Genomic DNA, 13548 nt, shown 5'->3' on the forward strand with positions numbered 1-13548 from the left:
CATGCGAATCAGGTCCAAACTCGGACTGATTCTCCTGGTGCCGCTCCTCGTCCTCGTGGCCGTGGCCGGCCTCCGCCTCTACGACCTCGCCGACAGCGTGTTCGAGTCGGACGACATGGTGGTCCTGGTGGAGTTCAACACCGTCGGCGCCGAGTTCCGCTACGAGCTCCAGCGCGAGCGCAGCCTTCTCATCACCTACCTGCGCATCGACGACGACCACGTCGAGGGCATCGACCCCGCCGACTACGACCTCGAGGCCGTCGAAGCGCAGGCGGCGCTCACCGACAGCGCCTTCGACGACTTCAAGGAGAAGGCCGAGCAGCTGCCGGACCTGTCCGACGACATCAGCAACCGGATCGCCGCCGTCGACACCAACTACGAGTCCCTCCTCGAGATCCGCGCCGCGGCCGAGGAAGACCCCGGAACCACCTCGATCGACCAGACCTCCCGCATCTACCAGCGCCTGGTCTCCGAGCTGGTCACCATCACCGACATCTCGGCCCGTATCGTGAACGACCCCGAGATCGCCCGCCAGCTCCAGGCGATCGCCTCGGCCACGATCATCCTCGAGCAGCTCGAAGAGGAACGCGCCATCGCCATCAACGTCGGCAACGGCAACGAGTTCTTCAACAGCACCCGCTGGAAGAGCTTCATCGCCTTCGCCGAGTACCGCTCCGTGGCCGAGGCCGAGTTCAAGACCGTCGCCAACCGCGACGAGCAGCTCGCGTTCTTCTACAGCCCCGGCGGCCTGAGCACCCCCGCGGCGCAGGCCGCCCTCGACTTCGAGAACGCCACGGCCTCGGCCGGCACCAACGGCGAGCTCACGGTCAACGTCGACATCATCAACGCCTACGACGCGATCCTCAACAACGGCCTGAAGTACATCGACGACGAGTCGGCCGCCGTGCTCGACCAGGCCCGCGCCGACCGCGACGCGCAGATCTTCCAGCTGCTGCTCGAAGCCGTGCTCATCCTCGCCGCGTTCATCATCGCGACCGTGATCGCCCTGGTCATCGCCCGCAACATGAACCACGGCCTGCGGCGCCTGCGCGAAGGCGCGCTCGACGTCGCGCACGTCAGCCTCCCGCAGGCGGTGGCCCAGATGCGCGACGCCGAGTCGATCGGCGGCCGGACCCCCGACGAGGTGGCGGCCGAGACCGGCGCGGTCATCGACATCGACCAGCGCGACGAGATCGGCAACGTCGCCCACTCGTTCAACATCGTCCACACCGAGGCCATCCGCATCGCCGCCGAGCAGGCGGCCCTGCGCGCCAACGTCTCGCAGATGTTCATCAACCTCGCCCGCCGCTCCCAGAACCTGGTCGACCGGCTCATCGGCCACCTCGACCACCTCGAGCGCGGCGAGGAGAACCCCGACCGCCTGGCCGAGCTCTTCCAGCTCGACCACCTGGCCACCCGCATGCGCCGCAACGACGAGAACCTCCTGGTCCTCGCCGGTGCGGACTCCACCCGCCAGGAGCGGCACCCGGCGCCGATCGGCGACATCCTCCAGGCCGCCCAGTCCGAGGTCGAGCAGTACACCCGCATCGAGTTCGGTCGCCTCGACTCCGACCGGGAGATCAAGCCGGCCGCCGTCAACGACCTGGTCCACCTCATCGCCGAGCTCATGGACAACGCCACCGCGTTCTCCCCGCCCGAGTCCCCGGTCCAGGTCGAGGCCGAGCAGATGCGCACCGCCGACAGCCCCATGGGCGCCATCCGCGTCCGCATCGCCGACGGCGGCATCGGGATGCCCGAGGCCCAGCTCGAGGACATCAACCGGCAGCTGTCCGAGTCGGCCGACGTCATCGACCTCGCCTCCTCGCGCATGATGGGCCTCGTCGTGGTCGCCCGCCTGGCCAAGCGCCACAACGTCCGCGTCGAGCTGCGCCCCGGCGAGCGCCGCGGCACCGTCGCCGAGGCCATCCTCGGCGAGTCGGTCCTGTCCGAGCCGAGGCTCCCCGAGCGCTCCCGCCCCGACGAGGGGACCGCCGCCCTCGGCGGGTCGGCCCCGCGCGGCGAACTGCTCTCGGGCATGAACCCCGACACCGGCGCCCTGCCGCGCGTCCCCGAGAGCCCCGCCGGGCTCTTCGACACCGCCGCGCCGCCGCACCCCCAGTCCCCGCCGCCGCAGCCCGCGCCGAGCTACCGGCCCAGCGAGCCCACGGCCCCGCCCGCGCCCCCGCGCCAGCCGACGCACGCCGAGCCGTTCACCGGCGAGCACACCGTCCAGGACGAGCCGGGCTTCATGTTCAGGCCCGGCGGGCTCGACGAGCGCCGCTCCAACGGCAAGGTGATGGAAGTCACCGGGGAGATCGTCTCCTCCGAGCACGTCGCGCTCCCGAAGATCCAACTCGAGGCCGCCCCCGTCGCCGAAGAGCCCGCGCCGCCCTCGTGGCCGGACACCGCGGCCGGATCGGGCACCGAGGCGCCGCGCAAGTCGATGCGGTCCGACCGCGTCTCGGCGATCGACGCGACCACGGAGCTGCCGATCTTCCGCGAGGTCGAATCGGCCTGGTTCAAGGCGGTCACGCCCGCGCCCAAGGCCGTCGACGACGACGCGAAGGTGACGGCTGAGACAGAACCGAGCTACGGTGAGAACGCAGCAGACGAGCCCGTCGCCCCCGCATGGGAAGCGGCCTCGCAGTCCTCTCCGCAGCCCACGGAAGGCGCGACGAACATGTACCACTCGCCCCCGCCCCCCCAGCAGCCCGAACCTGTACGGCAGCCGATGGCCGAGCCCCACAGCCCGGCCGATTCGGGGCTGGAGCGACGTCGCCTCCAGACCGATCCCGACCCCGATCCCTCCTACGCCTGGCGGACCGCCGCCGACGACGGCTGGAGCAGGGTCGACAACGCCTTCGCCGAGACGGCCGATGAGACCACCTCGGCGGGACTTCCCAAGCGCCGACCGATGGAACGCCTCGTTCCCGGCGGCGTGGAGGAATCACAGGAGACTGTCAGCGCGCAGAAGCGCAACCCCGAAGGCATTCGGGGCCTGCTGTCGGCCTATCACCGTGGGGTGCAGCGAGGACGTGGCAATGACGGTAACTGAGTCGCTGAGCTACAACACGGTAGACGCTAAGGAGCGCATACGATGAGCACTGGTGGAACTTCGGTCCAGGACTTGGGCTGGCTGCTGGCGGGATTCGCCGAGCGCGTGCCCGGAGTGGCGCACGCCGTCGCGGTCAGCGCCGACGGTCTGCTGCTGGCGTCCTCACGGGACCTGCCGCGGGACCGGGCCGACCAGCTGTCGGCGGTCACCTCCGGCCTGGTGAGCCTCACCCAGGGGGCGTCACGCTGCTTCGAAGGCGGCGCGGTGCTCCAGACGGTCGTGGAGATGGACCATGGATTCCTGTTCTTGATGTCCATCAGCGACGGATCCTCGTTCGCCGTACTGGCTTCGAAGAACTGCGACGTCGGCCAGGTCGGCTACGAGATGGCGCTGCTGGTGGACAGGGTCGGCCAGGCTCTGACGCCGTCGGCGCGCAGCTGAACCGGGCCGCCCCGTGCGGTGCGCGACCGGCGAGCGGACCCCATGGCTCGCCATGGAGCGGTTTGTCGGCCGGGGCTCCGGCACGGTAGGCTCCACTTGCGGTTAGCAGCGCGAGCGGGACGAACTGAACAACCCCTCCGTCGCCTCCCCAGGCGGCGGAACCGCCGTCGCCCCAGACGGCGGTTTACGGAAAACTGACATGGCTGTCGACCGCCGGATTGTGGGATCCGACGGCGGCGGTTGGAGGTGGAAATGGTCCTCGGTGGTGATGAGCCCACGGGCTCACTCGTCAGGCCGTATGCGGTCACGCGCGGCCGCACGCGACCCCAATTGGAGATCGCCCTCGAAGCGCTGGTGGAGACCACCGCGCGCGGCCGTGCGGGGCAGTTCCTCGGCGGACGCGAGCAGAAGGTGATCGTCGATCTGTGCGGCGGCAGACTCCAGTCGCTCGCGGAGATCGCCGCCCGCATGGAAGTGCCCTTGGGCGTGGCGCGCGTGCTGGTCGCCGACATGGCGGCCGATGGCTTGTTGGCAGTGCACGAACCGACTGGATTCAGCGACGACCCCGGTGCCGACGAATCGGTCGGAACCGAACTCCTCGAGCGCGTTCTCAGTGGACTCAGGAGGCTTTAGACCCTAATGAACTCACCCGCAGACACCTCTCGCGTGACCTCTGCCAAGATCGTCATCGCCGGCGGCTTCGGCGTCGGCAAGACGACCTTGGTCGGCTCGGTCTCCGAGATCACACCGTTGACCACCGAGGCGATCATGACCTCGGCCTCCGAAGGCGTCGACGACAACAACCTCGTGCCCGACAAGGCCACGACGACCGTGGCGATGGACTTCGGCCGCATCACGATCGACCAGGACCTGATCCTCTACCTGTTCGGCACGCCCGGCCAGACCAGGTTCTGGTTCATGTGGGACGAGCTGGTGCGCGGCGCGATCGGCGCCATCGTCCTGGTCGACACCCGCCGCCTGGCGGACTGCTTCTCGGTCATCGACTTCTTCGAGCACCGCAAGCTCCCGTACCTGGTGGCCGTCAACTGCTTCGACGGCAAGCAGATGCACGACCTCCAGGACATCCGCGACGCGCTCCAGGTCTCCCAGGACGTGCCGCTGATGTACACCGACGCGCGCAACCGCGAGTCCACCAAGCAAGTCCTGATCAAGCTCGTCGAGTACGTCCTGTCGATGCGGCGCACTCGCACCGTCGGTGTTGGATGAACCCAGCCGGGTAGGAAGCCCACAGCTCTCGGCCCTCAGGGCCGAGCACTGACCCGGACCGACCGTCTAGGCTGACCCAAACCACCTGGACCAGCGCGAAGGCCCCGAGGCAGAGCCTCGGGGCCTTCCGCATGGATGCTTCAGACGACCTTCGGGATCGAGCCGGTGTTCGTCAGGGCCTCGTTCAGCAGCGGCCCCACCTGCATCGTGAACTGGCCCAGCTCGTAGCCCAGCTGCTCGCGGTCGCACCGGGAGACCGCAAGGAGCGTCAGGCAGATCTGCGGGCCCACCGGGGCGGCCAGCAGCACGCCCTCGGCCATCTCGACGATGACCTGCTGGGCGGGGCCGTGGTTCATCGCCCGGCCGGCGCCCTCGCCCATCGACAGGAGCCCCGATCCGATGCCGGCCAACTGGTCCGCCCGCTCCTTGGGGAGCCCGGACGAGACCGCCAGCGGCAGCCCGTCCACGCTCACCAGCACGGCGTGCGAGAGCCCCGGGGTGCGGGCCACGAGCGAGCCCAGCAGCATGCTGAGCGACCGCTCGTAGACGCCGAGGTTCGCGCTCATCGGCTCGCCATCCTCTCAGTCTGGCGGGCCGCCATCGTGGCGCGAGGGCCGCCGCGGGCCCGTCCCCAGCCCTTGAAGTACCCCAGCGTGTTCTGGGCCAGCAGCTCGGCGTCGCGCTCGATCGGCTCGTCGGGACGGCCGACGTCGTCGGTGACCGAGCCGGGCACCAGGTTCGCCTGCGGCTTGCGCTTCGGCAGGCCCGAGGCCGTCATGGTCTCCTCGGCCTCGGGGGCCTCGGTGACGTGGCGGGCCGTGCGCCAGCCGTCGTCGCCCGGCAGCGACCAGCTCTCCGGCTCGGGCTCCTCGCCCTCGGGGCGCTTGAACCAGGCGCTCTTGGCCTGCCCGAAGATGAGCAGGCCGTCGTCGTCGCCGGCCAGACTCGAGAGGTCCGACAGGTCCTCGAACGTCTCCTCCTTGGGCTGCCACGGGTGGCGGCGGCCCTGCGGAGGCGCGGCCTCGGCGTGCTGCTGCGGGAGCTCGGCGGGCTCGGCGCGGCGGCGCCGGATGCTGCGGGTCGTCGTGCCCTCGCTGTCGACCATCTGGTCGGGGTCGGGCAGGACCTGCGTGGCCTCCAGGTCGGGCTGGACGATCGAGTGGAGCTGCGAGGCCGGGTCGAGGGCGCGCAGGCTCTCGCGATCCGGCAGATCGCCCGGGAGCCGTACGGTCCGGTGAAGGTCGGGCTGGGAGGTCCCCTCCGAACGCCTCCCGCGCCTGCTCTCGGGCTGCTCGGGCTCGGGCATGGCCTGAGGCAGGGAGATCTCGGGACGCGGCCGCTTGGCCTGGAGGAGCCCGACCAGGCCCTCCAGCGAGCGGTCCCACGCCGAGACGGCCTCGGCGGTGGCCGACACGGACGGCGCGACCGACGGGTCGTCGCCGCCGCCGATCTCGCGGATCGCCTCGGTCAGGGCCCCGGCCATCGCCGCGACCTGGCCGGGGTCGGCCACGGTCGCCAGGTCGGCGGCCAGCTCCTCGGTCGAGATCGACTGGAGCGCGCCCGGCTGCGGGAGCCGGGTGAGGATCGCGACGGCGCTGGCCTCGCTGGGGTCGTCCCAGGCGGCCAGGGCCGCGGGGAAGACCGCGCGCAGCAGGCACGTGAGGGCCTCGGCGGCGTCGTGGCGGGCGCGGGAGGCCGCGGAGACGGTGTCGAGGATCGGGCGCAGGGAGGCGATCTCGCCTCGCGGGGCGAACGGCCGACCGCATTGGATCTCGCCGGTGGCCAGGCCGCGGGCGAGGGCGATGGCGTCGTCGAGGGCGTCCTTGGAGCGGGCGGCGGGGCTGGAGGCCTGGACGACGAGGTGTCCGGCGGCGGCGGCGAACTCGGCGAGCTGGCCGACCTCGCCGTCGACGGCGATGGAGATGGGGGAGCCGAGGGTCTGGCGGGCGAGCAGACCGGCGAATCGGACCCAGCCGCGCGGATCGTCGCCGAACGTGTCGGTGGCGAGCAGCCCGCCCCCGGCGACGACGAGGGCGACCGCGCACGTGGCGTCGCTGTGTCCCGACGGGGTCCCGTCGGACTGCTGGTCCGTGGTGATGCCGCAGAAAACTTGCACCCGCAGAGCTCCTCTCGTAGGGCGCGTCCCCGCGGACACCAACCCTGTCGGCGTGGACTTTCGCCCGGCCCGTTTATAAGTCCGTTATCAGTTTTCCGCAGAATACTCTGATCCGCAAGCCGGAGGCGAGTGCGGGTCATCATACGAATTGCGGGTATAGCACGCAAATCCGTCAGGCGGCAGGGTTATGGAATTGTGCTGTTCCCTTATGGAATTACCGAGTGATGTCGAGCCGTGACAGGGAAGCTATTCCTCGCCGCGCCAGTCCACGGCGGCGTTGATCTTGGCGATGACGCCCCGCCAGGCGATGGCGGCCTGCTCGGCGCCGGTCTTGCGGAGGCGCCGTTTGGCGAGCATGCCGCGCATCCCGCCGTCCACAATGACGCGGAGGGCCTCGTCCATGTCGTCCAGGGGGGAGCCGGGCGCGAGCGCGTCGACGATCGACTGGATCCGCAGTGCGTAACCGAGATCGCGTCCGATCTCGGCGGCCTTGATGAGCAGCTCGGGCTCCCACGAATCGTGACCGCCGCGCAGATTGGCGGTGACCAGGTCCAATTCATAGGTGTCGGCTTCGTCACACACAATGGCGTCGGCGGTAATGCGTTTTTGCAGATCGGCGTATTCGTCGATCGCCGCCAAGTCGTTGTCGTCCGACTCCTTGACGTAGCGGGCCAGGGACTCGGTGTCGCGGAACAGCAGCAGCCTGCCCTTGCGGGTGAGGAAGACGGGCACCTCCTCGGGGGCGGCGTCGAGCACGTCGACCTCTTCCTCGTCGAGGAAGTCGGCCTCCGAGGGCGCCTCGTTGTCCTCGTCCTCGGGGCTCTCGGCGACGTCGGGCTGCTCCTCGGCGTGCTTCCCGGCTTCGGAGACCTCCTCGGCGGACTCCTCGGTGGTCGCCTCGTCCTCGGCGGGGGCGGCGCCGGGAAGCGTGTCCGACATGCGGTAGGCGCGCAGTGTGTAACCGGAGTCCTTGCCCAAGTGGAGCTCCACCGGGTCGACACTGGTCTCATTCCAGAGCTTCTCGGCCGCGGCGCTCCGCGCCGAGCCGTCGGATTCGACTGCCATGTCGCGTTCCTCCTGTGGTCGTCAGCTGTGGAACAGCCTACGACCATGGGTCACGCCTGTGGACACCCCCTGGGCTGTTGTTCATCGAAGGCCATCGAAGTGAGCGGGGTGAAGGCGCTGAGCCGACCCCCGCGACTCTCGACATTCGATCGAGCCGCAGGCGAAGCGATGACAACCGACCCCTTACTCCCTGGCCGAACCGAAACCACCTCGGCTCATCCGTCGCAGGTGCGGATGATGGAGTCCTTGCGTCTCCAGAGGTCGGTGGCGAAGTCGAGGACGGCGAGGGTGCGGGCGGGGTCGTCCTGGTGGAGCCAGGCGAGGTTGTCGGGTGCGGCGACCAGGCGCGGAATGCCGTCAAGGTGGGTGACGCGGCCGATGAGGGCCGGTTCGACATCGACGAAGGTCACGCGCAGCGAAGGCTGCCGCCAGATCCAGGCGAAGGCCAGATCAAGGCCGTCGATCTCGCGGTAGCCGAACACCGGGAGCTTGTCGACGAAGTGCAGGCTCATCCGTCGACCTCCGCCTCATGTTGCGCGGCGTGCAACCAGATCCCGGCGGTCTGCTCTTTGGCGACCCGCCGCAGGGCGGGAGACCATTCGGCCCGGTACAGGTGCAGCCGTGAGAATGGCGATCCGATGCGGTTGATGTACCCCAGATCGACCACCGGCTCAGGCGTGATGCGCCGCAGCCGCACCGAAGTAGTAGACCTCCCGGCGACCTGGTAGACCTCGATCCGCCGGTGCTCAAGCGTGAACCGGCCGAGAACGATGCGTTCAGGGTTGGTCATGCGGCACCACCCCAGGTGAAGCCGATGAGGTTGGCGAGGACGCCGCGTAGTGAAGGAGAGCCGACGCAGGAGGCGAGCAGCTTGACGGCGGAGCGGCGCTGGGGGCAGCCGTGGGCGCCCCACTTGTGGTGGCACCACTCGCAGCGCAGGCGCCCGAGACCGAACCAGGTCCGGTAGGGCTGGTGGAGTTCGAGGTCGATTTTGACCGAGGCGGGGACCGGGTCTTGGGGTAGGCTGAAGCCAACCATGGGAGGTTTCCTCTCTGGTGAGAGGCGGGCCGCCGAACTTTCTGGCAAGTCGGGACGGCGGCCCGCCGTCGAAGCGATATTCAGTTGAGGCACGTGCGACACGTGCGTGTCAAAAACTCTTGCACATCATTTGGCACCGCGCAACTTACGACACGCTAATGGTCCAAAAGCGTCTAGAGACCGCAGTCACAACGACCGCAGCCGCGCTGCCGCAGAACAAAACAAGGACGACCACCGCCCCGCCGAGGCACAGTCGACCTCAGTCCAAGTAGATAAGACACAAGGGACGAGGGCGTCACCACTGCCGGTGCACGGTCGCCTTGCCGCCGGTCACCAGGCTTGCCGGTGGCACGTCATCGGCCACGACCGCCCCGGCGGCGACCACGGCGTCGCGGCCGATGCTCACACCGGGCAGGATCGTGGCACCGGCGCCGATCCACACGTTCTCCGCCACGGTTATGGGCGCCCCGCTCAGCCATCCTCGCCGTTCCTGGGGGTCGACCGGGTGGCCGACGGTGATGAACGTGGCCTTCGGTCCGATCATCGTGCGCTCGCCGATCCGGATGCCCGCGTAGTCCAGGAACGTGCAGTTCTGGTTGATGAACACCCGCTCATCCAGCTCCAGGTTCAGGCCGTGATCGGTGAAGAAGGGCGGATAGATCGTGACTCGTTCGGGCAGTGGCCGACCGAGGATCTGCTCGAACAGCGCCGCCTTGCCCGCTGCGTCATCGAAGGGCAGCACGTTCAACCGCGAGGTGAGCTCGGTGGCCCGCAGGACCCGCTCGGACATGGCCTGAAACTCGGGGCTGTGGATCTGCATGAGACGGTCGCGGGACATGCCACCGACCTTTCTGGTGTACCGGCAACTGGACGAGACCGACTAGACGCCGCCAGAGCCCTTCAAGTCAAGTGAGAAACGATCCGTGTCACGCTGCCGCACAAAGAGTCAACAACCTCACGACATGACCGCTTAACCGGACGGTCGGCAGTGAACGGCGCAGCTCGGCCAGCATCGCCGGATCGGGCTCGGCCGCAACGACATCCATACCCAGCGTGGCGGTCAGCTTGCCGGTTCCCGCGCCGAGGTCGAGCACGCGCGGCCCGGGTGCGGGCTCCAGCGCCCAGCGCACCGCGGCCTGCGCGTAGTCCGGACGGTGCTCGGCGTACGCGCCCGCCGCCATGCCGAACGACGAGTCGTGAACAAACCGTTCATTGTGGCCCATGCGGTTACGCTAAGCGTTGCCCCGCAAGTCGATCAATGGCGGTTCCTGGGACGGCAGCCGGCGGGCGAGCTTGGTGGACTGACGTGAAGACCGCCCGCCGCACAACCCGCTCATCGCCGCATCCGCCGCATTGATCACCGCTGCCATGCCGACACGATCCCGCGCGCCCTAAGGGCTTCCCCGGCCGCTAGGCGTCGGTGCCGCCGCACAATCCCGCGGTCAGGAGGCCGGACAGCGCCTGGCCGAAGGCCGCGGGGTCGGTGTAGCCGTGCTTGTCGTCGATGTTCCACGACAGCGTGATCTGGCGTTCGCCGTCGAAGGAGTGGAAGGTCTGGGTCTGGTGGCCCATGCCGTCGCCGACGTGGCCCAGGAAGAGCTCGTCGGGATCATCAGGGCACCCGGGCCGGATCGCGCCCAGGCCGAGCCCGTACGCAAAACCCGTACCGGTCTCGACGAACTCGGTGGCCTCGGACAGCTGCTCCTCGCTCAGCAGTGTGCCGTCGGTGAGCGCGTCGTAGAAGTCGTTGACATCGCCCACGGTGGAGACGACACCGCCCGAGGCCCCCAGTTGCATGTTGGACATGTCGGTGGCGTCGAAGTACGGTTCGCCCGGATCACCGGTGGTGATGTACGGGACCGAGTGCGGGCCGGGGATACCGGAGGTGTCCTCGCGGGGGAAATACGTGTGGTCGAGGTCGGCGGGCGCGAAGACGCGCGCTTGGAGTTCGTGGCGGAGGCTGTGGCCGGTGCGCTCCTCGATGAGCAGGCCCAGGACCACGTATCCGGTGTTGGAGTAGGACCAGTCGGTGCCCGGATCGAACAGCAGCGGTTCCTGGACGGCGATGGCGACCAGTTCCTCGGGCTCGTAATGGGTCCGGTAGTCCTCGCGGAGCCGGGTCAGGTCGCCCTCGGCCAGGCCGGGGTAGGCGATGTTGACCCATTCGGGCAGGCCGGCGGTGTGCCCGAGCAGTTGGCGGACCGTCGGCTGCTGGTCGTAGGGCAGCAGCCCAGGGAGGTACCGATCGATCGGGTCGTCGAGGTCCAGGGCGCCTTCCCCGTCGAGTTGGAGGACGATCGCGGCCACCATCGACTTGGTGATGCTGCCGATGCGGACCCGGTCGCCCGGGCGCGCCGGGTGCGCGTCCTGGTCGAGGCTGCGGGGCCCGACCGCTTCGCTCCAGGTGTCGTCGCCGTCGCGGATCTCGACGAGGACGGAGCCGTCCGTGAGGTCGGCGAAGTCGCCGAGCCGGTCCTCGAGGGCCGCGGTGTCGAGCTCACCGCCCTGGGGCCGAGCGGGGTCCGCTGCGGCGATATACGTGGCCGTGAGCGCGCCGACAAGGCCGAGTGCCGTGACGGCGGCGAGCATCATGCGTTTCCTCATGGTCAAACCGTATGAGCCGGAACAACAACAAGCGATCCTGCGAACCCCCCGATCACCGGTAAGGCCTGCCCTACCCACACTCCAAACGCACACCCGAAATCCAATATGGAACCTGGATTCATGCGAACAAGGACCCGCAACATCCTGCAACACGACCGATACCCAGAACCGAAGCGGCCACCGAACGATGACGAAGAACCGACCACTTTAGCATCGCGTCCGACCTCGCCATATCATTCGAGTGCGAGGCGGATTCCAGGAGGAGCGCTTGCGACTACCGAAGCACGCCGTCGGGTTCTGGCATGCCCGTTCGGAGCCGTTCCCCGTGATCGACGTCGATGCACTGGCCCAGATTGTTCGCCGCGCGGCACGCCCGTCGGGGGTATGGACCGAACACGTCGATCGAACCGAATACCCCCGCAGTTTTCATGCGCTGCGGCTCAGGAGCCGGACCGACCAGTACGATCTGCTCTGCGGCCAGCACCTACCCTGGATTGGCTTCTGTCACGCGACGCCCGACTACATGGGCTTTGACGTCGACACTGTCTTCCGAGACCCGCCTCCTTGGGCGAACCTGCTTGTCGGCCCGGGGTACCGCGTGCTTTCGCACGCCGAACTCAGAACACCATCAGCTGAGGTCGACACTTCCGAGCTGACTTCCGCAGCGCGCGGAGAAGTCAAGTACTGGCGCCCGAGCTGCCTGGCGGAATTCCTCTTCAATTGGTGGGACTGACCGTCTCGCCCGTGGCTCTCGCGCCCCCCGCCTGCGGCCAAGCGGTCGTTCGACCAGCCGATGCCTCCTGCAACCTATGGGACAACCCTTGGAGTCGTCTTCGGTTGTGCTTCAAATGAGTCAGCGATGGAAGGTAGGGAAGGGCTCGGGGTGTCCGGTCAGCGATGGAAGGTAGGGAAGGGCTCGGGGTGTCCGGTCGGCGTGGAGTCTCGTTCGGGTAGAGCTTCAGTCGATCGGCGACCGTGAGGTGGGCGGGTGCTGGGGTTGGTCGATGTCTTGGGGGTGGTCGTCGCTGGCGCTTCGAGCGGTCGGTGACCGCGAGGTAGGAAGGGGCTGGGGCTGTCGCTGTGACTTCGGGGTCGTTGCCGGTTGTGCTTCGAGCGGGCGGCGACAAAGACGGGAGTGGAGGGGCAGGGCGGGTCCTTGAAGGCGGTATGCCGTTTCCCAAGTATCCGCAGGTGGACCACGCCATCTCGGGGAGTTATCCACAGGCCCAGAAACTTTTCCTTGACCGGTTTTGGGGCGTCTGTCAGGCTGGCGAGGACTTTCGTGGTGTGCAGGACGGCGGTGGGTGGGTACAGAGGGGCGGAGTAGCGCCCCCGGGCGCCGGCTGGGCGCTCTGCGGGCGCCCCTGCGTCGGAGTCGGTCAGTGGTCTTCGGGGTTGTCTCTTCGGCCCGGCTTCAGGCGAGCAGTGAGCGCGAGGTGCGTGAGGGGCGGGGCTGGCTTGGTGTCCCCGGGGTGGTCTTGGGTCGGGCTTCAGGCGTATCAGCGATGCAGAGGTGGGAGGGTCCGGGGTGGCCTGTCGGCGCGGAGGCGCGCTCGGGTAGGGCTTCAAACGATCGGCGGCCGAGAGGTGGGCGGAGGCTGGACTGGGCTTTGTGTCCTTGAGGTTGTCTTCGGTTGGGCTTCAGGCGGTTCAGCGATGCAGCGGTGAGCGGGTGTCGGGGGTGGCCTGTCGGCGCGGAGGTTGGTGGTGGGGCTCGCCTGCGGTCCTTCCCTCTCGGGGTGTGGTGGCGGCTGGGGGGATGGCGTGTGGGGTCGGTTCGGTGTCCGGGCACGGGGAAGGGCTCGAACCCTCTTGGGATTCGAGCTGAGCGCCTATGGGTGCTCTGTCCCCGCCGCAGCATCCCGCGGCGGGCAGGGTAAGAAGGGAACGGGGTCGTCAGGCCCGGTGGCGCCGGTCACTCCTGCCGGTGTCAGGGTGGTCCGATCCGGTGGGAGTGAGGTCTGCTCGTCTTCGCCTGTCCTGGCCTGCTCGCTTTCGGCTG

General features: G+C 68.7%; 14 protein-coding genes and 1 pseudogene. 5 read left to right on the forward strand and 10 right to left on the reverse strand.

What is annotated here, in order from left to right:
* The first annotated feature begins 1 nt into the window (after position 1).
* The 4 genes from H613_RS32480 to H613_RS0122060 all read left to right on the forward strand — a co-directional run bounded on the left by H613_RS32480 (position 2) and on the right by H613_RS0122060 (position 4723).
* Entirely contained in the window at positions 2 to 3055 is a 3054-nt protein-coding gene (locus tag H613_RS32480; protein WP_169732041.1) for a sensor histidine kinase, read from the forward strand.
* A gap of 42 nt (positions 3056 to 3097) precedes the next feature.
* Positions 3098 to 3496, forward strand: coding sequence for a roadblock/LC7 domain-containing protein (locus H613_RS0122050; protein WP_026925472.1), 399 nt, complete (start codon positions 3098 to 3100; stop codon positions 3494 to 3496).
* Positions 3497 to 3748: 252 nt separating this feature from the next.
* Positions 3749 to 4129 (forward strand): DUF742 domain-containing protein, encoded by a 381-nt coding sequence (locus tag H613_RS0122055; protein WP_026925473.1) that lies wholly within the window; start codon positions 3749 to 3751, stop codon positions 4127 to 4129.
* A 6-nt stretch (positions 4130 to 4135) separates the two neighbouring features.
* Positions 4136 to 4723: an ATP/GTP-binding protein gene (locus H613_RS0122060; protein WP_035738919.1), complete on the forward strand. Its 588-nt coding sequence runs from the start codon at positions 4136 to 4138 to the stop codon at positions 4721 to 4723.
* A gap of 140 nt (positions 4724 to 4863) precedes the next feature.
* Here H613_RS0122060 and H613_RS0122065 read toward each other — a convergent pair whose 3' ends face one another.
* From H613_RS0122065 to H613_RS28425, 10 genes and pseudogenes are all read right to left on the reverse strand, one after another.
* Positions 4864 to 5289 carry a roadblock/LC7 domain-containing protein gene (locus H613_RS0122065; protein WP_026925475.1) on the reverse strand — a complete coding sequence of 142 codons (426 nt, stop codon included), beginning with the start codon at positions 5287 to 5289 and terminating at the stop codon, positions 4864 to 4866.
* Positions 5286 to 6839, reverse strand: coding sequence for a hypothetical protein (locus H613_RS31185; RefSeq protein WP_026925476.1), 1554 nt, complete (start codon positions 6837 to 6839; stop codon positions 5286 to 5288). The genes H613_RS0122065 and H613_RS31185 overlap by 4 nt, the downstream gene beginning before the upstream one ends.
* Before the next feature lie 246 nt (positions 6840 to 7085).
* On the reverse strand, positions 7086 to 7904 hold the full coding sequence (locus H613_RS0122075; RefSeq protein ID WP_026925477.1) for a SatS C-terminal domain-containing protein: 819 nt from the start codon (positions 7902 to 7904) through the stop codon (positions 7086 to 7088).
* A 215-nt stretch (positions 7905 to 8119) separates the two neighbouring features.
* Positions 8120 to 8416, reverse strand: coding sequence for a hypothetical protein (locus tag H613_RS0122080; protein ID WP_026925478.1), 297 nt, complete (start codon positions 8414 to 8416; stop codon positions 8120 to 8122).
* The gene (locus H613_RS0122085; RefSeq protein WP_156926200.1) at positions 8413 to 8694 is read right to left on the reverse strand and encodes a hypothetical protein; all 282 of its coding nucleotides are present in this window, start codon (positions 8692 to 8694) and stop codon (positions 8413 to 8415) included. Before H613_RS0122085 ends, H613_RS0122080 begins: the two co-directional genes overlap by 4 nt.
* Positions 8691 to 8942: a hypothetical protein gene (locus H613_RS0122090; protein WP_026924399.1), complete on the reverse strand. Its 252-nt coding sequence runs from the start codon at positions 8940 to 8942 to the stop codon at positions 8691 to 8693. The genes H613_RS0122085 and H613_RS0122090 overlap by 4 nt, the downstream gene beginning before the upstream one ends.
* A gap of 295 nt (positions 8943 to 9237) precedes the next feature.
* Complete coding sequence (locus tag H613_RS0122095; protein WP_026925480.1) at positions 9238 to 9780, reverse strand: sugar O-acetyltransferase; 543 nt, start codon at positions 9778 to 9780, stop codon at positions 9238 to 9240.
* Between the two features lie 136 nt (positions 9781 to 9916).
* Positions 9917 to 10165: pseudogene (locus tag H613_RS0122100) on the reverse strand (class I SAM-dependent methyltransferase); the annotation flags it as partial.
* A 9-nt stretch (positions 10166 to 10174) separates the two neighbouring features.
* Entirely contained in the window at positions 10175 to 10312 is a 138-nt protein-coding gene (locus H613_RS31555) for a hypothetical protein (RefSeq protein ID WP_169732042.1), read from the reverse strand.
* Between the two features lie 40 nt (positions 10313 to 10352).
* Positions 10353 to 11546: a serine hydrolase domain-containing protein gene (locus H613_RS28425; RefSeq protein ID WP_084546862.1), complete on the reverse strand. Its 1194-nt coding sequence runs from the start codon at positions 11544 to 11546 to the stop codon at positions 10353 to 10355.
* Between the two features lie 325 nt (positions 11547 to 11871).
* On the opposite strand from H613_RS28425, the gene H613_RS31190 reads away from it, so the two are divergent.
* Entirely contained in the window at positions 11872 to 12279 is a 408-nt protein-coding gene (locus H613_RS31190) for a hypothetical protein (protein WP_156926201.1), read from the forward strand.
* The last annotated feature ends 1269 nt before the right edge of the window (positions 12280 to 13548 follow it).

Source organism: Glycomyces arizonensis DSM 44726, assembly GCF_000482705.1.
GTDB lineage: Bacteria > Actinomycetota > Actinomycetes > Mycobacteriales > Micromonosporaceae > Glycomyces > Glycomyces arizonensis.